Source organism: Streptomyces marianii (assembly GCF_005795905.1).
In the GTDB taxonomy this organism is placed as follows: Bacteria; Actinomycetota; Actinomycetes; order Streptomycetales; family Streptomycetaceae; genus Streptomyces; species Streptomyces marianii.
On record NZ_VAWE01000001.1, the window covers coordinates 2,324,721 to 2,346,038 of the forward strand.

The 21,318-nt window shown below is 71.7% G+C and carries 20 protein-coding genes; 2 read left to right on the plus strand and 18 right to left on the minus strand.

Annotated features, from left to right (window positions below; all coding sequences use genetic code 11):
- Positions 1 to 66 precede the first annotated feature (66 nt).
- The 12 genes from FEF34_RS10400 to FEF34_RS10455 form a co-directional block, all read right to left on the minus strand.
- Positions 67 to 375 (minus strand): DUF2469 domain-containing protein, encoded by a 309-nt coding sequence (locus tag FEF34_RS10400; protein WP_017947641.1) that lies wholly within the window; start codon positions 373 to 375, stop codon positions 67 to 69.
- Between the two features lie 55 nt (positions 376 to 430).
- Positions 431 to 997, minus strand: a complete 567-nt coding sequence (locus FEF34_RS10405) for an NUDIX hydrolase (protein ID WP_138052920.1) — start codon at positions 995 to 997, stop codon at positions 431 to 433.
- Positions 990 to 1,739: a signal peptidase I gene (lepB, locus tag FEF34_RS10410; protein WP_138052921.1), complete on the minus strand. Its 750-nt coding sequence runs from the start codon at positions 1,737 to 1,739 to the stop codon at positions 990 to 992. Before lepB (FEF34_RS10410) ends, FEF34_RS10405 begins: the two co-directional genes overlap by 8 nt.
- A 51-nt stretch (positions 1,740 to 1,790) precedes the next feature.
- A complete protein-coding gene (gene lepB, locus FEF34_RS10415; RefSeq protein ID WP_171052897.1) occupies positions 1,791 to 2,675 on the minus strand; it encodes a signal peptidase I in 885 nt (294 codons plus the stop codon).
- The gene (gene lepB, locus FEF34_RS10420; protein WP_138052923.1) at positions 2,602 to 3,708 is read right to left on the minus strand and encodes a signal peptidase I; all 1,107 of its coding nucleotides are present in this window, start codon (positions 3,706 to 3,708) and stop codon (positions 2,602 to 2,604) included. Before lepB (FEF34_RS10420) ends, lepB (FEF34_RS10415) begins: the two co-directional genes overlap by 74 nt.
- Positions 3,701 to 4,468 (minus strand): signal peptidase I, encoded by a 768-nt coding sequence (gene lepB, locus FEF34_RS10425; protein WP_138052924.1) that lies wholly within the window; start codon positions 4,466 to 4,468, stop codon positions 3,701 to 3,703. Before lepB (FEF34_RS10425) ends, lepB (FEF34_RS10420) begins: the two co-directional genes overlap by 8 nt.
- A 72-nt stretch (positions 4,469 to 4,540) precedes the next feature.
- A complete protein-coding gene (gene rplS, locus FEF34_RS10430) occupies positions 4,541 to 4,891 on the minus strand; it encodes a 50S ribosomal protein L19 (protein WP_017947635.1) in 351 nt (116 codons plus the stop codon).
- A gap of 132 nt (positions 4,892 to 5,023) precedes the next feature.
- Complete coding sequence (gene trmD, locus FEF34_RS10435; RefSeq protein WP_138052925.1) at positions 5,024 to 5,845, minus strand: tRNA (guanosine(37)-N1)-methyltransferase TrmD; 822 nt, start codon at positions 5,843 to 5,845, stop codon at positions 5,024 to 5,026.
- Positions 5,845 to 6,402 carry a ribosome maturation factor RimM gene (gene rimM / locus FEF34_RS10440; protein ID WP_138052926.1) on the minus strand — a complete coding sequence of 186 codons (558 nt, stop codon included), beginning with the start codon at positions 6,400 to 6,402 and terminating at the stop codon, positions 5,845 to 5,847. The genes trmD and rimM overlap by 1 nt, the downstream gene beginning before the upstream one ends.
- A gap of 78 nt (positions 6,403 to 6,480) precedes the next feature.
- Positions 6,481 to 6,720, minus strand: coding sequence for an RNA-binding protein (locus tag FEF34_RS10445; RefSeq protein WP_017947632.1), 240 nt, complete (start codon positions 6,718 to 6,720; stop codon positions 6,481 to 6,483).
- 2 nt (positions 6,721 to 6,722) lie between these two features.
- Positions 6,723 to 7,163, minus strand: coding sequence for a 30S ribosomal protein S16 (rpsP, locus tag FEF34_RS10450; protein ID WP_018891857.1), 441 nt, complete (start codon positions 7,161 to 7,163; stop codon positions 6,723 to 6,725).
- A gap of 233 nt (positions 7,164 to 7,396) precedes the next feature.
- Positions 7,397 to 7,990: a hypothetical protein gene (locus tag FEF34_RS10455; protein WP_138052927.1), complete on the minus strand. Its 594-nt coding sequence runs from the start codon at positions 7,988 to 7,990 to the stop codon at positions 7,397 to 7,399.
- An 890-nt stretch (positions 7,991 to 8,880) separates the two neighbouring features.
- Between FEF34_RS10455 and FEF34_RS10460 the strand changes: the two genes are divergently transcribed.
- Positions 8,881 to 9,738: a class I SAM-dependent methyltransferase gene (locus FEF34_RS10460; protein ID WP_171052899.1), complete on the plus strand. Its 858-nt coding sequence runs from the start codon at positions 8,881 to 8,883 to the stop codon at positions 9,736 to 9,738.
- A gap of 589 nt (positions 9,739 to 10,327) precedes the next feature.
- Here the strand turns inward: FEF34_RS10460 and ftsH are convergent.
- The 6 genes from ftsH to nsdA all read right to left on the minus strand — a co-directional run bounded on the left by ftsH (position 10,328) and on the right by nsdA (position 20,101).
- A complete protein-coding gene (gene ftsH, locus FEF34_RS10465) occupies positions 10,328 to 12,247 on the minus strand; it encodes an ATP-dependent zinc metalloprotease FtsH (RefSeq protein WP_171052900.1) in 1,920 nt (639 codons plus the stop codon).
- A gap of 207 nt (positions 12,248 to 12,454) precedes the next feature.
- The gene (gene ffh, locus FEF34_RS10470; RefSeq protein ID WP_138052928.1) at positions 12,455 to 14,005 is read right to left on the minus strand and encodes a signal recognition particle protein; all 1,551 of its coding nucleotides are present in this window, start codon (positions 14,003 to 14,005) and stop codon (positions 12,455 to 12,457) included.
- 128 nt (positions 14,006 to 14,133) lie between these two features.
- Positions 14,134 to 16,590 carry a [protein-PII] uridylyltransferase gene (locus FEF34_RS10475; protein WP_138052929.1) on the minus strand — a complete coding sequence of 819 codons (2,457 nt, stop codon included), beginning with the start codon at positions 16,588 to 16,590 and terminating at the stop codon, positions 14,134 to 14,136.
- A gap of 13 nt (positions 16,591 to 16,603) precedes the next feature.
- On the minus strand, positions 16,604 to 16,942 hold the full coding sequence (locus FEF34_RS10480; RefSeq protein WP_093653550.1) for a P-II family nitrogen regulator: 339 nt from the start codon (positions 16,940 to 16,942) through the stop codon (positions 16,604 to 16,606).
- Entirely contained in the window at positions 16,939 to 18,294 is a 1,356-nt protein-coding gene (locus FEF34_RS10485) for an ammonium transporter (protein WP_138052930.1), read from the minus strand. The genes FEF34_RS10480 and FEF34_RS10485 overlap by 4 nt, the downstream gene beginning before the upstream one ends.
- A gap of 337 nt (positions 18,295 to 18,631) precedes the next feature.
- Complete coding sequence (gene nsdA, locus FEF34_RS10490) at positions 18,632 to 20,101, minus strand: transcriptional repressor NsdA (protein WP_138057396.1); 1,470 nt, start codon at positions 20,099 to 20,101, stop codon at positions 18,632 to 18,634.
- A gap of 476 nt (positions 20,102 to 20,577) precedes the next feature.
- Between nsdA and FEF34_RS10495 the strand changes: the two genes are divergently transcribed.
- Positions 20,578 to 21,240: a bifunctional DNA primase/polymerase gene (locus tag FEF34_RS10495; protein WP_138052931.1), complete on the plus strand. Its 663-nt coding sequence runs from the start codon at positions 20,578 to 20,580 to the stop codon at positions 21,238 to 21,240.
- Positions 21,241 to 21,318 lie beyond the last annotated feature (78 nt).

Here is a 21,318-nt window from a genome sequence, read left to right on the forward strand (position 1 = left end):
CGGCGAGTGGATCTTGGTGGAGAACCGGCCCGGTGTGGAAAACCTCGCCACCCCTTCGGGTGGAGGTCAGCCCTGGGGAAGCTCCAGATCGCTCTTGTTCAGCTCCTCGATGTTCACGTCCTTGAACGTGAGCACCCGGACCTGCTTGACGAACCTGGCCGGCCGGTACATGTCCCACACCCAGGCATCTGCCATGGAGACCTCGAAGAAGACCTCGCCCTGCACCGAATGGACCTGCATCTCGTAGTCATTGGTGAGGTAGAAACGGCGCTCCGTCTCGATCACGTATTTGAACAGACCGACGACGTCGCGGTACTCCCGGTAGAGCTTCAGCTCCATCTCGGTCTCGTACTTCTCGAGGTCCTCGGCGCTCATGGCATGTTCCCCTTCAGCCGTGCGTCCCCCTATTGTGCGCCAGCCCCCTGTGTCCCTAGACGTTTTCCCGGGCCAGGACCACAGGCGCACTCGGAGGCCCCTCATCGAGCAGCGTGCGCAGCAGCTCGGCGAGCCTGGTCGGATACACCGTCTCACGTGCCGACGACAGTTCGGCGGAGGTCCACCACCTCAGACCCGCGACACTGCGCTGCTCCAGCCGGGTCAGGCCGGTCAGGCTGGTCGCCGTCTGCCGGGTACGGGCCAGGTAGTACCACTCGTCCTGGTCCCAGCGCCGTCCGTCGAACGGGAAGGAGCACTCCCGCTGCCAGATCACCGGACCCAGCTCGACGTCCGTGATTCCCGTCTCCTCGGCCAGCTCTCGCAGCGCGGCCTCCTCCCGGGACTCCGTGCCCTCGACCCCGCCGCCCGGTGTGAACCACCAGTCGTCGTCCGGATCGTCCGGCTCGAAGCCGTGCAGCAGCAGGACGCGGTCGTCGGGGTCGAGCAGGATCACCCGGGAGACCCGGCGCAGGGCGCGCCCGGCCCCCTCCGCGGCCGTCCCCGGCGCCGGACCGCCCGCAGACGTCCCCCGGCCCGATCCGTCCGACGGCCCCTCAGACATCCGCGGTCGCCCCGCTCCGTCCGACGGGGCGCCTCCGCCGACCCGCGAGCTTCGCGAGCGGTCCGTAGGCGGCCCCGCCCAGGATCAGCACGGCGCCGAGCGCCACCGACGCGAGGACCGGCCGGACCGGCCCCGGCTCGGAGATCCCGCCGGGCAGGGCGGCGAAGCTCCGCGGCCGTTCCAGCATTCCGCCCACCGGCCAGGCGACGGCGTCGAGCCGGGCACTCACCGCCCCGATCGGCACGGTGCCCTCGCCGGCCTCCTGGAGGTGCGAACGCGAGTCCACGGAGGTCCTGCGCTCGTCACCGAGGAGGAAGAGTTTCCCCTCGGGCACGGACACCGTGAAGCCCAACGGTGACGCGGGCTCATCGCCGCGTAGATACGGTTCCTCGACGGCCTTGCCGTTGACGGTCATCCGGCCGTCGGCTTCGCAGCAGGCGACCTTGTCGCCGCCCACCCCGACCACGCGCTTCACCATCGGGACGTCGGCCCACACCTTGTCGGTGAAGACGACGATGTCCCCGCGCCGGACCTCCGAGCCGTCGATCCGCTGCGCCAGCACCCGGTCACCCGGCTCCACAGTCGGTGACATCGAGTCCGTCGGCACCGTGTACGGCTGGTAGAGCAGCGCCCCCCAGACGAAACCGCCGAGGAAGAGCACACAGCCGACGGCCACGGCGAGCCCCGACAGCACACTGCCGAGGCGGCCGTGGCCGCTGCCCGTACGTCCCGTTCCGCTCATCGCAGCGCTCCCTGCCTCCCGGGACCGACGATCGCTGGTCCGAGCGGCACCCTACCCGTCGGTTCGCCGGCGGGTCAGCCTCCTCCGGCGGACGAGCACGATCGGCAACGCACCGGCCACCGCGAGTGCGCCCGGCGGGACGGTTCCGCCGATCACGGCCGCCGACTTCAGCCCGGGCTGGTCGAAGGTGTCCGGAACCGGCAGCGTGGACCAGCGGTTCAACGGCCAGGCCACCACGACGGCCCTCCCGACGACGTCCTCGTTGCTGACCGTGCCGTTGTAGGGCAGTTCCTGGTGGTAGCGCGAGTCCAGGGAGTTGTCGCGGTTGTCGCCCATCACCCAGATCCGGCCCTCGGGCACCCTGATCGGACCGAACGGCTTGTCGTCGCAGGGCGTGCTGCCGGGTCGGATGTACGACGTCTCGTCCAGGGCCTTGCCGTTGACCATGACCTTGCCTCCCTTCTTGCAGGAGACGGTGTCACCGCCGACCGCGATGACGCGCTTGATCAGGTCCTTCTCCTCCGACGAGGGCATCAGGCCGATGAAGCTCAGGAACTGCTGCACCACGTTGGGCTCGGGAGTCTGGGTGTCGTCCAGCCAGCCGCCCGGGTCGTGGAAGACGACGACCTCGCCGCGCTCGGGCTCGGAGCCGAACCAGGGCGTCAGCTTGTCGACCAGCACCCGGTCACCCCGCTGCAGCGTGTTCATCATCGAGTCCGACGGGATCGAGAACGCCTGCACCAGGAACGTCTTGATCAGCAACGCCAGGACCAGCGCGATTCCGACGAGGAGGGGCAGCTCCTTCCAGAAGGACCGCTGCTTCCTCGCTCCGGTACCGGACGAGCCGTCGTCGTCCGCCGGGTCACCGTCTCCCGAACCGCCGTCGCCCTGCGGGGGAAGGCCGCCGGAACCGCTGGAACCGGGGGAAGGCTTCACGTACCGCTCGGGCCGCTCCTCGGGCTCCTCGTGTCCGGATCGTGCGCCCACCGCCAAATCCCCCACATCCACTCCTCACTCCGCGCAACCGCCCGCGCCCGAGACGGCGCAGGCCCACCACTCCCATAACGAGCGGGAGTTCCGCAGGGCTCGGGAGCAGGACCAGTCCTTTATGGTCCTGGGAGGACACACTATGCGACGCTCCGTGTGCGGTGGCCGTCCCGGCACGCGCATCGGGGACCGAGGCATACGTTCCCCTCTCCTCCAGTTTGCTCCAGTGATCGAACGGCCATGCGATGACCACGGCGCGCCCGACGACCTCCTCCTCCGAGACGGTGCCGCTGTACTCCTCGTCGAGGTGGAAGCGGGAGTCGGCCGAGTTCGACCGGTGGTCGCCCATCACGAACAGCCGGCCCTCGGGGACCTGCACGTCGAACCTCAGTTTCGAGGGGACGTTGTCGGGGTGCAGATACGGCTCGTCCAGCGGGACCCCGTTGACCGTGACCTTGCCCTCCCGGTCGCAGCACTTGACCGAGTCACCGCCGACGGCGACGACCCGCTTGATCAGGTCCTGCTCGTCCTCGGACGGCAGCAGGCCGATGAAGGTCAGCACGTCCTTGGCCTGTTTGACGACGACCGGGTCGTCCCTGCGCGGCGTCTGCTCCTCCTGGAGCCAGCCGCCGGGGTCCCTGAAGACGACGACGTCGCCGCGCTCGGGCTTGGAGCCGAACCAGGGCGTCAGCTTGTCGACCAGCACCCGGTCGTCGATCCGGATCGTCTGCTCCATCGAACCCGAGGGGATGACGAACGCCTGCACCAGGAAGGTCTTGAGGACGAGGGCGATCATCAGCGCCACCGTGATGAGGAGGGGGATCTCCTTGACGGCGGAGCGCTGGCGCCGTCTCTTCACCTTCTTGGCGAGCCTGCGCCGCTCGGCGCGCCCGGGCAGCGTCCGACCGCCGTCGGTGGGCCGGGTGCCGGTGGGCAGCCGGGTGTCGGACCGGTGGCTCGCACGCCGCCCGCGGCTACCCATGGGCACCGTCCGGCGCGGTCACGCGGTCGAAGGCGCCCGTCGAAGGCAGCGTGGACCAGCGGCCGAGCGGCCAGCCGATCCAGTCCGCGCGCCCGACCACCCGGTCGACGGGCACCGCGCCCCCGCCGGGTTCGCCCAAGTGGTCGCGGGAATCACGCGACTTGCTGCGGTGGTCGCCCATGACCCACAGGGTGCCCCGCGGCACGACGATGTCGAAGGGCACATGGGACGGGGCGTCACCGGCGTACAGATAGCTCTCGTCGACCGGTACGCCGTTCACCTGGAGCCTTCCCCTCTTGTCGCAGCAGACCACGCGGTCGCCGCCCACGCCCACCACACGTTTGACGAAATCGGTGTCGGACGGTTCCGCGAGCCCGAGGGAGGCGAGCCCCTCCCGGGCGGCCGCACTGACCGGGTTCTCCTCCACGCCCTCCGGCACGAAGGATCCGGTGCCGTCGAACACGATCACGTCGCCGCGCCGCGGCTCGGACCCGAAACGGTACGCGAGCTTGTTCACCAGCACGCGGTCGCCGACCTTGAGGGCCGGCTGCATGGAGGTGCTGGGGATCAGGAACGGCTGCATCACGAAGTGGCTGAGGAGCAGCAGGAACACGGCGCAGACGCCGCCCAGCGCGCCGGCTCGCCGCCAGGGCAACCGCCGGTGAACGCGCACGGAGCGCGACCCCTCTCCGGTGCCGGACCCATCGGTCTCGGGGGCGGAAGAGCGGTCGCGCTCCGTGTGCAGTGCTTCGGTGTCCATCGGGGCCAGATGCTATCCGGCCGCCGTAAGAACCGTATGAGGCCTCAGCTGGGCGCGGGTGTGAGCCGTGGCTCAGTTCTCGCGCTTCTCCTTGATCTTCGCGGCCTTGCCGCGCAGCTCACGCAGGTAGTAGAGCTTGGCGCGGCGGACGTCACCGCGGGTGACGAGCTCGATCTTCTCGAAGATCGGGCTGTGCACCGGGAAGGTGCGCTCGACGCCGACGGAGAAGGAGACCTTGCGGACCGTGAAGGTCTCGCTGACGCCCGAACCCTGGCGGCGGATGACGACGCCCTTGAACTGCTGGATACGGGAGCGGTTGCCCTCGATGACGCGAACGTGGACGTTCACGGTGTCACCGGGACGGAAGGCGGGGAGGTCGGTCCGCAGCGAGGCGGCATTGACGGCGTCGAGCACGTGCGACATGTTTCGTCTGCTTTCTTCGCCGATGCCACAGGTCATCGACGGTATCCGGAGTGATGTTCGAGGAGCCGCCGCGTCGGGGCGGGCGTCGTGTCCCCCTGTGGCAGGGGCGCACGCCGGACGGACGGCAGCGGCCTATTCTTCCACGGCCTGAGGCCTGCGCCAAAATCGCCCGTCGGGCGACGGCGCCCAGCCCAGGATGGAGAGGATCTCCCGGTCCTTCCTGTCGAACGCGGAAGGGTCGCAGCGCTCGATCAGGTCCGGCCTGTGCAGGGCGGTCCGGCGGAACGCCTCGTCCCGCCGCCAGCGGGCGATCCTGCCGTGGTGCCCGCTGAGCAGCACGTCCGGGACACCGCGGCCGCGCCAGAGCGGCGGCTTGGTGTAGACGGGCCCCTCCAGGAGGTCGGCCATGGCGCCGGGCGCGAAGGAGTCGTCGCGGTGCGACTCGGCGTTGCCGAGGACTCCGGGCAGCAGCCGTGCGACGGCCTCCGTCATGACGAGGACGGCGGCCTCTCCGCCGGCCAGCACGTAATCGCCGATGGAGATCTCGTGAACGGGTATGCGGGTCGCGTACTCGTCGATGACGCGGCGGTCGATGCCCTCGTACCGGGCCGGGGTGAAGATCAGCCACGGCCGCTCGGACAGCTCGACGGCGAGCTCCTGGGTGAACGGCCGGCCGCTGGGGGTCGGCACCACCAGCGCCGGTGCGTGGGCGCCCGCCTCGTAGCCGGAGGCGAGGACCTCGTCCAGCGCGTCGCCCCAGGGCTCGGTCTTCATGACCATGCCCGGTCCGCCGCCGTACGGCGTGTCGTCGACGGTGCCGTGCCGGTCGTACGTCCAGTCCCGAAGGTCGTGGACGTGGACGCCTAGCTGTCCGCGTGCCCGGGCCTTGCCGACGAGCGAGACGTTCAGCGGCTCCAGGTACTCGGGGAAGATCGTGACGACGTCGAGCCGCATCAGGACCCGTCCTCGGTGTCCGCGTCCCGCTGCGAGGCGATCTCCGCGCGGTCGTCGACGAGGCCGGGGGGCGGGTCGATGACGGCCCGCTGTCCGGCGAGGTCGATCTCGGTGACGATCTCCTCGACGAACGGGATCATGACCTCGCTGCCGTCGGGCCGCTCGACGATGAGGAGGTCCTGCGACGGCAGATGGGAGATCTCCGTGATCCGGCCGATCTCCGTGCCGTCCGCGAGCACCACGTCCAGGTCCATGAGCTGGTGGTCGTAGTACTCGTCGGGCTCCTCCGGCACCGCGTCCGGATCGACCTCGGCGATCAGCAGGATGTTGCGCAGCGCCTCGGCACCGTTGCGGTCTCGGACGCCCTCGAAGCGCAGCAGCAACCGGCCGCTGTGCACCCGGCCCGTCTCGATGGTCAGCGGGCCCGCGGAGGCCGGTTCGGTGGCCAGTACGGCTCCGGGGGCGAGCCGCAGTTCCGGCTCGTCCGTACGTACCTCGACGGTGACCTCGCCCTTGATGCCGTGGGCGCGGCCGATCCGTGCGACTACCAACTGCACGCTCAAAGCTCCTGTCGTACGACGACGGGCCGGGGCGGGCCGACAGGCCCTCCCCGGCCCGCGCCGGTGATCAACTGCTCAGCGGACCTGGTCCACGTCGACGAGGTCGACACGGATACCACGGCCGCCGATGGCGCCCACGACGGTGCGCAGGGCGCGCGCGGTGCGGCCGTTGCGGCCGATCACCTTACCGAGATCGTCGGGGTGGACCCGGACCTCGAGCACCCGGCCGCGACGCAGATTGCGTGAGGCGACCTGCACGTCCTCGGGGTTGTCGACGATGCCCTTCACGAGGTGCTCGAGAGCCTCCTCGAGCATGCTCAGGCCTCGGTGGACTCGGCGGGAGCCTCAGCCTCGTCCGCCTTCTTCTCGGTCTTCTTCGACTTCTGGGTGATGGCCTCACCCTTGCCCTCTTCGCCCTCGAGAGCCTTGGCGAACTCGTCGAAGGAGCGGCGCTTCTCCTCCTTCGTGGCCGGGGCGAGGAGCGGCTTCTCCGGGGCGGGCAGGCCCTTGTGCTTCTGCCAGTCGCCGGTGAGCTTCAGGATGGCCAGGACCGGCTCGGTCGGCTGGGCGCCGACGGACAGCCAGTACTGGGCACGCTCCGAGTCGACCTCGATGCGCGAGGGGTTGTACGTCGGGTGGTACAGACCGATCTCCTCGATGGCCCGGCCGTCACGGCGGGTACGGGAGTCGGCGACGACGATGCGGTAGTGAGGCGAACGGATCTTGCCCAGACGCTTCAGCTTGATCTTGACTGCCACGGGAGTGGGATCTCCTGGTTTTGACGTGGTTGGGCACAACGAGATGCCGCGTGGGGTTGCGGTACCCGATGGCCCGATGGACGCGTCAGCCGGAGGAGAGAGGGGTCCTGTGCGACTGTCGAGTACAGCTAGACATTGTGCCACACGGATCCCGGCCGGCTGACCCGAGGCGGCGGGGCCCCGGACCGGGCCGGCCGGTCACTCCCGGCGCGCGGTCGTGTGCGGTGCCCAGCTCAGCTCGCCGCCGCCACCGGTTCGGGGATGCGGAACGGCTTGCCGCAGCCGCCGCAGACGATCGGGGCCTGGGCGAGGACCGAGGGGACGACCCGGACGTTTCTCCCGCAGTCGCAGACCGCCTTGACCCGGACGCCGCCCCCGGACGAGCCGTGGCGGGCCGCCGGGCCGCGGAAGGTCCGCTTGGTGTCGGATGCCGTGGCGACCGTGTGCGCGGCGAGAGCGCGCTGCAGCCGCTCGATGGTCGGCCGGTACCTCCGCTTCGCCTCGGGGGTGAGGACTACCAGCGAGAAGCCGCTGCTGGGGTGCGGCTCCTCCGGGTGGTCCAGGCCCATCTCCTCGGCGATCGCCAGGAACCGGCGGTTGTGGTAGCGGCCGGCGCGCGAGGTGTCGCGGACACCCCGGGCGGCGGCAATGCCGTGGACTGCCTCGTGGAGCAGTCGCTCGAAGGAGAGCTCGTGCCCGCAGGCCGACGACGACTCTCCGATCAGTGACTCTGGCGCGGCAAGATCGGGCAGCTCGGGGTGGTGCCGCTGAATGTCGGCCCACGCCTGTGCCAGCTCTGCGGCGAGAACAGGTGGTGTCGTGCTCACGTCGTGACAACGAGCCGGACACCCCGCGGGTTCCATTCCGGGGCACATCCCAAATAAATTGCACGTACCCGTCAGTTGCCGTTGATGCGTCCTGACGAGGGCGGGTGCGCCGATCTGCGGAGAAGCCTCGCAGCTCACAACAAGCTGGTACGTAGTCACGCGTCCATGCGGCAGTGCCGACACCGGGCGAGCCGATGCGCGGTCCCGCGCCGCGCTCCGGGACGGTACGCCGGAGCGGGAGCACCCGGAGGGGCGCGGTGCCGCCCGAGGGCGCCTTGCAGGCCTCCGCACGGTCCGCGGCGTTCCCGGCGGGCTCGGACACCGGACCCCTTCAGCAGGCGCGTCCGACGAAGGCGAGCCTACCGGGAGCAGCTTCGGCCCCGGGCACCGACCCGCCCCGGCAGGCCGGTACCGCACGGACACCGGCCGGTCCGCGGGTGCAGCCCTGCCGCCCGCGTCGGTACGACTGCGGGACGAAGACGGCGAGTACGCACTGGACGGCCGCCTTGGTCCGGGCGTCCGGCTCCCGCTGCGTCCGCTCCCGGAGCCCGCGGCCGCGGGGGCGGATCACCGTCTGCCGCGCACGGGCCGTTGTCCGCGGCCTCGGCCTTGCGGGTCGGGTCCCTCGAACCGGCCGGGGAAGTCCTCGGGCCGCGGTGACAGGACGGGCGTGTTCTGCCATGGCGGGAATCACAGGGGCGCTGCACTCTGGATGCGGAACGGTTCCGGGCGCGGGGGCGCACGACCGGGGCGTCCGAGACATTGCGGTGCGACCTCTGGACGTACCGAGCGAAGCGCAGTTCCCTGGCATACGGGGGGCGCGAGCGATACGACACGGGGGCTGTCCAGCAGGGCAAGGCTGACCTCTCGGCGGATTGGGGCGCTTTTCGATGACACCTACGCTCGTCCCGCACCACCCCCGAACGTCCTCAGCGCTCCCGGCGGAAGCCGGGGCGCGCGCCCGTGACTGGGCCGAGATCCAGGAACGGATGCTGGTGCCGCTCTACGAGGCGGTGTACGAGCACCTGGAGGTCGGGGCCGGCACCCGTGTACTGGGCCTCGGCTGCGGCTCGGGCCTGGCCCTCCTGATGGCATCGACGCGCGGCGCGAGCGTCACCGGAGTCGACACGGACCGGGCGAGGATGGCGCTGGCGCGCGAGCGGCTCGCTCCCGAGCCGGAGCGCGGCGGGTCCGGCGAGGCACCCGGGGCACGGCTGGTCGAGGGCGGACCGGAGGAGGCCGCCGATCCCCGGGGCCCCCGGTTCAACATGATCACGGTTTTTCAGCCGATCGGATGTACGGCCGGCGACTCCGACGGTTTGGTCCCGGCACTGGAGGCAGCAGTTCCGCTCGCTGATCACGGCAGCCCCGTGGTGCTGGCGGGCTGGGGCCCGCCCGAGCGGTGCGCCACCTCGGCGGTACTGCGGGTGGCGAGCAGGCTCACCGAGCGGCTGCGTGCGGACGGCGGCTGGCGGCAGACACTCCGGGACGATCTGGAGGACGTGGCGACCAGGGCGGGGATACGCCCGGACGGCTCGGGCCGGGTGTCGTGCCCCTTCGGCTACGCGGACCTGGACAGCGCCGTGCGCGGCCTGATGTCGACCGGCCTGTTCGACGCGGCGGTAAGGGCGACGGACCCGGCGCAGGTGGAGAAGGAGGTCGAGGAGGCGCTCCATCCGCATGTGCGGGCCGACGGGACGGTGTGGATGCCGAACGTCTTCCGATACCTGATAGCCCGTACACCGTGAGGTGAGGGACCGGCGGCACCGGGGCTCAGCGGGGCACCCTGGCTCGTGCCCTGCGTAACACCGGCGGCGGGTCCGGCCCGGAGTCCGGCGCCGGAGGCCGCGGGCCGCCTGCGCGTGGGCGTGCGGGGCGTCTCGTGCCCTGAGTAACACCGGCGCCGGGTCCGGCCCGGAGTCCGGCGCCGAAGGCCGCGGGCCGCCTGCGCGTGGGCGTGCGGGGCGTCTCGTGCCCTGAGTAACACCGGCGCCGGGTCCGGCCCGGAGTCCGGCGCCGAAGGCCGCGGGCCGCCTGCGCGTGGGCGTGCGGGGCGTGCGTCCCGGGACCGCGTCCTCCGCGGCGCGATCCTGCCGCACCCGCACCCGCACCCGCACCCGCACCGGTGACAAACCGGATCCAGCGCTCCGCCGGGTGAACGCCGGCGGCGTCACGAGCCGTGCAGCGTCGGCCGACGCTGCCACCGAGGCGGCCGGTCGGGCCATTGCGGCCACCGGCAGGAGGCGGTCCCCGGCCGCACCTGCTGCGAGGACCACCGGAACCCGAGCGCCCGGAGCCCCGGCGGGACCCGGGCGCTTCCGCTCGCGCCCCGGCGGCTCAGTGGCCGTTCGCGTCCTTCTTGAGCCGGGGGATGCCGGCGGCCCGGTACGCCTCCTCCTCGTCCAGCGTCTCGCTGGCGAGCAGTGCCTCGGCCAGCGCGTCCAGCCGGTCGCTGTTCTCGCGGAGCTGCCGGCAGGCGCTCTCGTAGCACTCCTCGGCGATCCGGCGCATCTCGTGGTCGACCGCGTCCAGCGTCGCCGGGGCGGCGGTGAGCCCGTACGGCTCCTGCCCGTCTCCCGACACGGCGGTGAAGCGTCCCACGCGCTCGCTCATCCCCCAGCGTCCGACCATGCCCCTGACCAGCCGGGTGACCTGCTCCAGGTCGTTCTCCGACCCGGTGGTGATGATCCCGAAGACGACGTGCTCCGCCGCCATGCCGCCGAGCGCCCCGATGATCCTTCCCCGCAGGTACTCCTCGGTGTACGCGTACTTGTCGGCGTCCGGGGTGGAGAGCGTGACGCCCAGCGCCCGGCCGCGCGGGACGATCGTGACCTTGCGTACGGGGTCGGCGCCCGGCTGGAGCATGCCGAGCAGGGCGTGACCGCTCTCGTGGTACGCCGTCCTGCGGCGCTCGCCCTCGGGCATCACGAGCGCGCGCTCCGCGCCGAGCTGGACCTTCTCCAGCGCGTCGGAGAGGTCGCGCTGGGTCACCTGGCCCTGCCGCCGCTTGACCGCGAGCAGCGCGGCCTCGTTGGCGAGATTGGCCAGTTCGGCACCGGTCATGCCCGGTGTCGTACGGGCCACCTGGACCAGGTCGACGCTCGGTGCGAGCGGGATGTCCCGGGTGTGGATCCTGAGGATCGCCTCCCGGCCCGCCCGGTCGGGCGGGCTGACGTGCACGATCCGGTCGAAGCGACCGGGCCGGGTGAGGGCCGGGTCGAGGACGTCGGCACGGTTGGTGGCGGCGATGACCACGACGCCCTCGGAGCCGGTGAAGCCGTCCATCTCGGTCAGAATCTGGTTGAGGGTCTGCTCGCGCTCGTCGTGGCCGCCGATGCTCGCGCCGCCGCCGCGCACCCGACCGATGGTGTCGATCTCGTCGATGAAGACGATGGCCGGGGCGACCTTGCGGGCCTCGGCGAAGAGCTCGCGAACCCGGGAGGCCCCGACGCCCACGATCATCTCGATGAACTCCGACGCGGACGCGGAGAAGAACGGCACACCGGCCTCGCCCGCCACGGCCCGCGCGAGCAGCGTCTTGCCCGTTCCCGGCGGACCGGCGAGCAGGACGCCGCCGGGCATCCGTGCCCCCATGGCCCGGTAGACCTGGGGGTTCTTGAGGAAGTCGACGACGTCGTCGAGTTCGCCCTGGACCTCGTCGATGCCCGCCACATCGGCGAAGGTGGTGCGTCTGTGGGGTTCCAGCTCCACGGGGCGGGGCGGCGCCTTGCGGCCCAGGGGGCCGCCGAGGCGTGGCCCCAGGCGTCTCGCAAGGGCGACCCAGAGCAGCACGAGGATCACGATCGGCGCGAGGGAGAGCAGCAGGTTGGTCAGCAGGCTGCGCTGGACGACGACCGGTTCGGCCGTGACGGTCACGCCCTTCTGGCTCAGCTGCTGCCAGAGGTCGTCCTCCGCGAACTCCGGCCGCTGAGTCCGGAAGGTGGTGTAGTCGCCCCCGCCGCCGGGGATCGGCTGCCCGGTCCTCAGCTCGCCCTCGATGGTGTCGCCCTTGGCGTAGATCTTGGTGACGTTACCGGCCTCGACCTGCCTGCTGAACTCGGTGTACGAGATCGTCGGCTCGTCGCCCTTGGTGAAGTACGACAGGATCCCGTAGGCGACGAGGAAGAGGACCACGGCGGTCGCGACAAGCCCGATCCAGCCACCTGGGGGCTTCCTGCGCGGCGGCGTGGGTGGCGGTGCCCCCTCCGATCGCCAGGGCTGGTCGGTGCGATCGCGCGGGGGTACGGAATTGGCCACGGCCTGCCCTCCGGTCCCTCGGCTGCTCCAGATCTCTGCCCATGACCGCACAGAACGGGCCGCGCTGCCACCCGGGGCGGAGCCCGCTCGGCACGAGCGGCCCGGCCGCCGAAGGGCCCGGCACGGGCGAGGGCCCCGCGATCGGGTGATCGCGGGGCCCTCGCCCGTGCTCGTGGCGGACTCGCCGGTCCATGGACTTCCCGGACGTCAGCCCATGAACTTCTTGAACTCGTCGGGGAGCTCGAAGTCCTGGGCGCCCTGGCCGCCCGCCGGCAGCCCGAACGGGCTCCCCTGGCCGGCCTGCTCGCGGCGGGCCTGGGCGGCCTGCTCCTCGGCCTTGCGCTTCATCGGGTTGCCGGAGCGTTGCTTGCCCTTGGCCTGCTTCTGCTTCTTCTTCTGACGGCCCGGCCCGCCGCCCATGCCGGGCATCCCGGGCATCCCGGGCATGCCGCCGCCCTGCGCCATGCGCGACATCATCTTGCGGGCCTCGAAGAACCGCTCCACCAGGTTCTTCACGGCGCTGACGTCGACACCGGAACCCCGCGCGATACGGGCCCGGCGCGAGCCGTTGATGATCGTCGGGTCGGTCCGCTCGCCGGGCGTCATCGACTTGATGATCGCCGCGGTACGGTCGACGTCACGCTCGTCGATGTTGTTGATCTGGTCCTTGATCTGGCCCATGCCCGGCAGCATCCCGAGCAGCTTGGAGATGGAGCCCATCTTCCTGACCTGCTCCATCTGCGCCAGGAAGTCGTCGAGCGTGAACTCCTTGGGGCCCTTCGCCAGCTTGGCCGCCATCTTCTCGGCCTCGGCCTGGCTGAAGGTCTGCTCGGCCTTCTCGATCAGCGAGAGCATGTCGCCCATGCCGAGGATGCGGGACGCCATGCGGTCCGGGTGGAACGCGTCGAACTCGTCCAGCTTCTCGCCGTTCGAGGCGAACATGATCTGCTTGCCGGTGACGTGCGCGATGGAGAGCGCGGCACCGCCGCGGGCGTCACCGTCCAGCTTGGACAGCACCACGCCGTCGAAGCCGACGCCGTCGCGGAAGGCCTCCGCGGTGTTGACCGCGTCCTGACCGATCATCGCGTCGACGACGAAGAGGACCTCGTCGGGGCTGACCGCGTCCCGGATGTCCGCGGCCTGCTGCATCATCTCCTGGTCGATACCGAGCCGGCCGGCGGTGTCGACGATGACGATGTCGTGGACCTTCGACTTCGCGTACTCGATCGACTCCTTGGCGACCTGGACCGGGTCGCCCACGCCGTTGCCCGGCTGGGGCGCGAAGACCCCGACGCCGGCGCGGTCGGCGACGACGGCCAGCTGGTTCACGGCGTTGGGGCGCTGCAGGTCGCAGGCGACGAGCAGCGGGGAGTGGCCCTGGCCCTTGAGCCAGAGACCGAGCTTTCCGGCGAGGGTGGTCTTACCGGCACCCTGGAGACCGGCCAGCATGATCACGGTGGGCGGCTGCTTGGCGAAGCGCAGCCGGCGGGTCTCGCCGCCGAGGATGCCGATGAGCTCCTCGTTGACGATCTTGATGACCTGCTGGGCGGGGTTCAGCGCCTGGGACACCTCGGCGCCGAGGGCGCGCTCCTTGACCTGCTTGATGAAGGCGCGCACGACGGGCAGCGCCACATCGGCCTCGAGCAGCGCGATACGGATCTCACGTGCCGTGGCGTCGATGTCGGCCTCGGACAGGCGGCCCTTGCCCCGGAGGTTCTTGAATGTCGCTGCAAGGCGGTCGGAGAGGGTGTCGAACACGGTGGTCGCGGATCCTCAGGTCTCGGGGGCGGGCGGACAGATGACACCCAAGGGTATCCGGCCGCGTGGGATGGGGTCTGCCCCCTGGGCACGCGGCCGGACGGATCCCTCGCCCGGGTCCGGGGCGTTCACGCGGTCCGCAGCGCGGCCTCCAGCGTCCGCGCCACGTCCACGGCCTCCTCGGGCGGCAGCGGGGCTCCCCCGGGACCTGTGACGTAGAACGCGTCCACGGCGTTCGCGCCGAGGGTCGAGACCCGAGCGCTGCGCACGCTGACCGCCGCCGACTCCAGGGCGTGGCCGATCCGGTGCAGCAGCCCCGGGGCGTCCTGCGCGCGCACCTCGATGACCGTGGCAAGCCGGGAGGCCGCCGGGGCGACGGTGACCCTCGGCGGCGGGGCCTTCACCCCGCGCCGGCGCGGATACGCGGCGTCCCGCTCGGCGAGCCGGGCGGCCACGTCCAGGGATCCGTCGAGGGCCCGCACGAGATCGGAGCGCAGCCGGGCGGCCTGCGGGAGCGATCCGTAGGCTGCGGCGACCCGCCAGTTCAGCACCAGGACGGTCCCGGGGCCCACCTCGTGGGGGAGCTCGACGGCCCGAAGGTCCGCGGCGCGGACGGTGAGCCGGTGCAGGGCGAGAACGCCGGCGACGGCGGGCAGCACCGCGGGCTGGTCGGGCACGGCGATGAGGAGCTCCACACCGACGGGCTCGGGTTCGCCGTCCGGCTGCTGGGTCTCGGCCTGGGCGGCGTGCAGGGCCAGGACCGGACCGCCGGTGCGCAGCGCCTCGACGGCGAGCCGCTCCTGCTCGGTGCTCGGAGCTACCGGCTCCGGTTCCTCGGGGCTCTCCCCCGCGAGTACGCCCGCGACCCGCTTGACCAGGTCGGCGACGAGTGATCCCCGCCAGGCCGACCAGGCCGCCGGCCCGGTCGCGAGGGCGTCGGCCTCGGTGAGGGCGTGCAGCAGCTCCAGAGTGCCGGGCGAGCCGACGACGTCCGCGACCGCCCGCACGGTCGCCGGGTCCTCCAGATCACGGCGGGTGGCGGTCTCGATGAGCAGCAGATGGTGGCGCACCAGGGTGGCGATCACGGCCACGTCCTGCTTGTCGAAGCCGATGCGGGTGGCGACGTCGCGCGCGATGGTCTCGCCGGCCACCGAGTGGTCGCCGGGCCAGCCCTTGCCGATGTCGTGGAGCAGGGCCGCGACGAGGAGCAGGTCGGGGCGGCCGACGCGGCGGGTGAGCGCGGAGGCGCGGACGGCGGCCTCGACGAGGTGGCGGTCGACGGTCCAGGTGTGGACGGGGTTGCGCTGGGGCCTGCAGCGGACCCGTTCCCAGTCGGGCAGCAGCCGGGTGATCAGGCCCTCGGCCTCCAGCGCCTCCCACACGGCGACGGTCGGTTCGCCCGCACCGAGCAGGGTGACGAGTTCCTCCCGTGCCTCGGCGGGCCAGGGCACGGGGAGCGGCTTGGTGGCGGCGGCCAGATGGCGTACGGCGTGGAGGGAGAGCGGCACGCCGGACTGGGCCGCTGCCGCCGCCGCGCGCAGCGGCAGCACCGGGTCCCGCTCCGGCCTGGCGGAGCGGGCGATGACGGCCTCGCCGTCCATCTCGACGACGCCCTCGGCCAGAGGGGTGCGCTCGGTCTCGGGGCGGCGACCGCCCCAGATGCTCCGCAGCCGGGGGCGCGCGGACCGGGCCCTGAGCACCCGGTTGACCTCGCGCCAGGTGACGTCGGCGGCGTAGGAGACGGTCCGCGCGGCCTCGTACACCTGGCGCAGCAGCGCGTCGGCGTCCAGCAACCCGAGCGCCTCCGCCACCTGCTCCTGCTCCTGGAGGGCGAGCCGGTCGGTGGCCCGTCCGGTGGTGAGATGGAGCGCGTCGCGGGTGTCGAGGAGGGTACGGCGGGCCTCGGCCAGGCCCTCGCGGGGGGCGTCGGCCAGCCAGGACGCGGCGACCGCGCGCAGGGCGGTGGCGTCGCGCAGCCCGCCCCGGGCCTCCTTGAGGTCGGGCTCCAGCAGGAACTGCAGCTCGCCCTGGCGTTCGGCGCGTTCGCGGCAGAGCTCGCCGAGTTCGGGAAGCCGCTTCGGCGCCTGGTTGCGCCAGTCGGCGAGGACGGCCGTGCGCAGCCCGGCGACCATACCGAGGTCGCCGGCGACGGCGCGGGCGTCGAGCAGCCCCAGCTGCACCTTGATGTCCTCGCCCGCGGTGCGGCGGGCCTCGGCGGGGGTCCGGACCGAGTGGTCGAGCGCCAGCCCGAGATCCCACACCGGATACCAGATCCGGTCGGCGAGCGCGGCGAGCGCGCCCGGTTCGGCGCCGCCGTCGTGCAGCAGCAGGAGGTCGAGGTCGCTCCGCGGCGAGAGCTCGCCGCGCCCGTACCCGCCGACGGCGACGAGGGCGGCCCCGCGCACCCCGGTGTCCTCCTTGGCGGCGGCGAACAGCGCCGCGAGCCAGTCGTCGGTGAGTCGGGCCAGCGAGGCACGGCGCGACGGCCCGGGCTGCGTCTTCTCCTGGAGAAGACGCAGCCGGGCCGCCGCATAGCCGCTGGGTCCCGAGCCCTCGGTTTCCGTGGTCAGATCGACGCTCGTCACCCAGAACTCCCGTCTACAGCGCGTCCGGGCCGCGTTCGCCGGTCCGGACGCGGACCGCGGTGTCGACCGGTACGCTCCACACCTTGCCGTCACCGATCTTCCCGGTGCGGGCGGCCTTCACGACCACGTCGATGAGCTGCTCGGCGTCGTCGTCCTCGGCCAGGACCTCGATCCGGATCTTGGGGACGAGGTCGACCGTGTACTCGGCACCCCGGTAGACCTCGGTGTGGCCGCGCTGCCGTCCGTAGCCGCTCGCCTCGGTGACCGTGAGCCCCTGGACACCGAAGGCCTGCAGGGCCTCCTTGATCTCGTCCAGCCGGTGCGGCTTCACGACTGCGGTGATGAGCTTCATGCGTCCACCTTCTTGTTCTGCGGTCCGGCTGCCACGGTCTCGGCGGGTGCGGGGGCGGTCTTGCGGGATCCGGCGCCGCCGCCCGCCCCGCTGAAGTCGTACGCGGTCTCGGCGTGCTCGACCTGGTCGATGCCCGAGATCTCGTCGTCCTCGCTGACCCTCATGCCGATCGTCTTGTCGAGGACGAAGGCGAGGACCGCGGAGACGATCAGAGAGTAGGCCAGGACCGCGAAGACACCGACGGCCTGCTTGCCGAGCTGCTCGAACCCGCCGCCGTAGAAGAGGCCCTTGGCGTCGGACTGGACGCCGCCGGTGGCGAAGAAGCCGACGAGCAGCGAGCCGACGACACCGCCGACGAGGTGGACGCCGACGACGTCCAGGGAGTCGTCGTAGCCGAACTTGTACTTCAGGCCGACGGCCATGGCGCAGAGCAGACCGGCGACGGCACCGATGGCGATGGCTCCGAGCGGGGAGCAGGAGCCGCCGGAGGGGGTGATGGCGACGAGGCCGGCGACCGCGCCGGAGGCGGCACCGAGGGTGGTGAAGGAGCCGTGGCGGATCTTCTCGTAGCCGAGCCAGGCGAGCATCGCGGCGGCCGTGGCGACCTGGGTGTTGACGAACATGACCGCGCCCACGCCGTCGTCGTTGCCGAGCCACGAGCCGGCGTTGAAGCCGAACCAGCCGAACCACAGCAGGGCGGCGCCCAGCATGACCAGGGGCAGGCTGTGCGGCCGCATCGGGTCCTTCTTGAAGCCGACGCGCTTGCCGATGACGAGGATCACGCCGAGGGCCGCGGCGCCGGCGTTGATGTGGACCGCGGTACCGCCGGCGAAGTCGATGACGCCCATCTCGAACAGCCAGCCGCCCGCGCCCCAGACCCAGTGCGCGACCGGGAAGTAGACCACGGTGGCCCACAGGGCGATGAACAGGGCCCAGGCGGTGAACTTGACCCGGTCGGCGAGGGCGCCGCTGATCAGGGCGGGCGTGATGATCGCGAACATCAGCTGGAAGACGGCGAAGACGTACACCGGGATGGTGTAGCCGTCCCAGAGCTGGTCGACCCCGATGCCGCTCAGGCCGACGAAGTCGGAGGACCAGCCGATGAAGGAGCCGGAGTCGGTGCCGAAGGCCAGACTGAAGCCGTAGAGCACCCACAGGATGGTGACGATGCCGAGGCTGATGAAGCTCATCATCAGCATGTTCAGCGTGCTCTTGACGCGGACCATGCCTCCGTAGAAGAAGGCAAGGCCGGGCGTCATCAGCATCACCAGTGCGGAGCAGATGAGCATGAAACCGGTGTTGGCGGCAGACAGCTCGGGGGCGTCTGCGGCAAGTGTGATGCCTGGGGGCATCGGCGTCTCCTCGTCGTCGTGCGGCCTGTGCGGGGCGGGAGCCAGGGCCTCCGGCGGCCGGTCCGGCTGGATCCGGTACGGCTGCCTGTGGAGTCGGCCCGTTATGGGGCATGAGGTTGGCGCGCCGCGGTTTCCGCCGATGCCGCACGATGTTTCGCCGCAGTGACGAAGAGGTCGGGCGTGTTACACGCCCATGAACTGAAGGGTCACGGGAACGTCACGGGCGTACCCTCCCCGGACGGCAGGACCGGCGCGACGGCCACCCGGTTGACCTGGCGTGGGGAGCCGTGTCGGGCAGTAGGGGCGGCCGTCGCGCCGGAGTTCTGTGACGGGCTGCTCAGACCGCTTCGGCGGTCTCCGGCAGCTGTGCGGTGATGAGGTCCGTGAGGTGGGCGACCTCGGGGACGTCGCCGAAGTCCCTGGCCGCCGTGTCGACGGTCTTGCGCAGCCGGGTGTTGACCCGCTCCGAGCGCACTCTCCTGGCGATGTGCAGTGCCTGCTCGGCGAGTCTGGTGGACTGCTCGGGCTCCCGCTTCAGCAGGTGCACCGTCGCCATGCCGACGAGGTTGAGTGCATACGAGCGCTGGTGCTCGGCGTCCTCGCCGAAGAGCTCCACGGCGCGCTCCATGACGGGCTCGGCGAGCGAGGCGTACATGGGGCTGCGGCCGGCGACGTAGGCGAGGTCCCGGTACGAGTGGGCGTTCTCGCCGTTGAGTTCGGCCTCGGAGAAGAAGCGGATCCAGTCCGGCTCGGGCTCGGGGGCCTCGAGCGCGTCGGCGAAGGTGTCCTCGGCCATCCGGACGGCCCGCTTGGTCTTGCTGGGCTGGCCCATGTTGGCGTAGGCGCGGGCTTCCATCGCATACAGCATGGCCTGTGTGCGCGGGGTGGCGCAGTCACGGCTGCCGTACTGCGCGAGGTGGATCAGCTCCAGCGCGTCCTCGGGCCGGCCCAGGTGGATCATCTGGCGGCTCATGGAGGAGAGGACGTACGAGCCGAGGGGCTTGTCCCCCGCCTCCTTGGCGGCGTGGAGGGCGAGCACGAAGTACTTCTGGGCGGTGGGCTGCAACCCGACGTCGTAGCTCATCCAGCCGGCCAGCTCGGCCAGCTCGGCGGCGCAGGTGAACAGTCTTCTGGAGGTGGCCGCAGGCTGCGGCTCCTGGAGCAGTTCGGTCACCTCGTGCAGCTGGCCGACGACGGCCTTGCGGCGCAGCCCGCCGCCGCACTGGGCGTCCCACTGGCGGAACATCGCGGTCGTGGACTCGAGAAGGTCCAGCTCCGGTTTGGACAGCCGGGCGGGGCGCCGGACGCCCGCGGAGTCCGCCGGCCCGGGGTCGGAGGGCGGGGTGGGCACCAGCCAGCGCTGCATCGGCTCGACGAGGGCCGGCCCGGCGGAGAGCGCGAGTGACGTCCCCAGGAATCCGCGGCGGGCCAGCATCAGGTCGCTGCGGGAGAACTCGCCGAGGAGCGCAACGGTCTGCGGGCCGGCCCAGGGGAGGTCGACACCGGACACCGAGGGTGACTGGTGGGCCGTGCGGAGCCCCAGGTCCTCGATGGCGACGACGGTGCCGAACCGCTCCGAGAACAGTTCGCTGAGGATGCGCGGGATGGGCTCGCGCGGCTGCTCGCCGTCGAGCCATCTGCGGACGCGTGAGGTGTCGGTGCTGATGTGATGCGCACCGATCTGCCGGGCCCGGCGGTTGACCTGGCGGGCGAGCTCGCCCTTCGACCAGCCGCTGCGCACGAACCACGAGCCCAGCTGCTCGTTCGGGCGCTTCCCGCCACCCGTGCCGTCCGCGCCGCCGCTCACAGGTAACGCCCCCATCCGCATGATGTCCTTGCCTGTCGTGCCGACTGGTCTCGCCGGAGTGCCCTGCCCGGCGAAGCGATGTCCGAACCCCTAGCAGAATGCCGTGATTCACGGCTCCGCGTCTGGCGGTCGCCCCCCTTCGAACAGGAAATCGACTTGCCTCCGGCATACCCGCGGAAGCACCGCGCCCCCGGGTTCGTGCACCGAAAGTAATCCTACGATCACCGGTCCCGCCATGGCGATTCCAGAAACGCCACCATTCGCCACCCCTTCGAATGAACTCGCCTGCAGCCAGGCGCGATTCACTTGACATACGACAGTCAGGAACGGGCGGAGCGTTGCGCGCCGGGGCGCGTAGGGCCGGACGCACCACCCCGAACGACACTTCGCACCGGCGCGCCGTCGCGACGGCGACGCAGTGTCATCGCGAGACTCCTGACCGTAACCACCGGCGAGTTCGACCCGTTGGAGGGGGCATGGGCTTCACGATCGGCGGCTCCCGGGTCCGGGAGATCCGGCCCGGCTCACGGCGCCGCGGCCGCGCGACGGAGTGCACGGCTGCAGCCGAGTGCACAGGACTGTGGGGCTGGGACGTGGCCCCGGGCGCGCGGGCAGCGGCGGGCCGCTGCTCCTGCGGGGACCTCGGCTGCCCGGCCCCGGGGGCTCATCCCCTGGACTTCGTGCCCGAGGTGCCGGCCGGTGCGACCCTCGACGAGGTGGCGAAGGCGTGGGCGGAGGTGCCCGGCGCCTCGGTCCTGCTCCCCGTGGGGCGCACGTTCGACGTCCTGGAGGTCTCCGAGGCGGCCGGCCGCCGCGCCCTGGTGAGGCTCGAGCGGATGGGCGTGCCCCTGGGGCCCGTGTCCGCGACGCCGACGGGCCGCGCCCAGTTCTTCGTGGCCCCGGGCGCCGCCCCCGAACTGCCCCATCTGCTGTACCGGATGGGCTGGGACGACGCCGGCCTGGACCTGCGCTGCCTCGGCGCGGGCCACCATGTGACGGCCCCGCCCTCCGACCACGCCGGCCTCGGCCCGTCCCGCTGGCTCCGGCCGCCGACCCTCGGCTCCTCCGAGGCTCCGCCGCAGGCCCGGCTGCTCCTGGGGACGCTCGCCTACATCTGCCACCGCTCGACGGCCCTCTGAAACACCGCGGGGGTTTCCCGGCCGCTCACACCCGCCCCGCAGGTCACGCCGCGCCACACCCCTCTTCTTCCCGCACTC

Bases quoted from the DNA above. Each gene is read 5' to 3' on its own strand.
- FEF34_RS10400 (WP_017947641.1), bottom strand. From the start codon at position 375: ATGAGCGCCGAGGACCTCGAGAAGTACGAGACCGAGATGGAGCTGAAG.
- FEF34_RS10405 (WP_138052920.1), bottom strand. From the start codon at position 997: ATGTCTGAGGGGCCGTCGGACGGATCGGGCCGGGGGACGTCTGCGGGC.
- lepB (WP_138052921.1), bottom strand. From the start codon at position 1,739: ATGAGCGGAACGGGACGTACGGGCAGCGGCCACGGCCGCCTCGGCAGT.
- lepB (WP_138052923.1), bottom strand. From the start codon at position 3,708: ATGGGTAGCCGCGGGCGGCGTGCGAGCCACCGGTCCGACACCCGGCTG.
- lepB (WP_138052924.1), bottom strand. From the start codon at position 4,468: ATGGACACCGAAGCACTGCACACGGAGCGCGACCGCTCTTCCGCCCCC.
- rplS (WP_017947635.1), bottom strand. From the start codon at position 4,891: ATGTCGCACGTGCTCGACGCCGTCAATGCCGCCTCGCTGCGGACCGAC.
- trmD (WP_138052925.1), bottom strand. From the start codon at position 5,845: ATGCGGCTCGACGTCGTCACGATCTTCCCCGAGTACCTGGAGCCGCTG.
- FEF34_RS10445 (WP_017947632.1), bottom strand. From the start codon at position 6,720: ATGCTCGAGGAGGCTCTCGAGCACCTCGTGAAGGGCATCGTCGACAAC.
- FEF34_RS10460 (WP_171052899.1), top strand. From the start codon at position 8,881: ATGACACCTACGCTCGTCCCGCACCACCCCCGAACGTCCTCAGCGCTC.
- FEF34_RS10480 (WP_093653550.1), bottom strand. From the start codon at position 16,942: ATGAAGCTCATCACCGCAGTCGTGAAGCCGCACCGGCTGGACGAGATC.
- FEF34_RS10485 (WP_138052930.1), bottom strand. From the start codon at position 18,294: ATGCCCCCAGGCATCACACTTGCCGCAGACGCCCCCGAGCTGTCTGCC.
- FEF34_RS10495 (WP_138052931.1), top strand. From the start codon at position 20,578: ATGGGCTTCACGATCGGCGGCTCCCGGGTCCGGGAGATCCGGCCCGGC.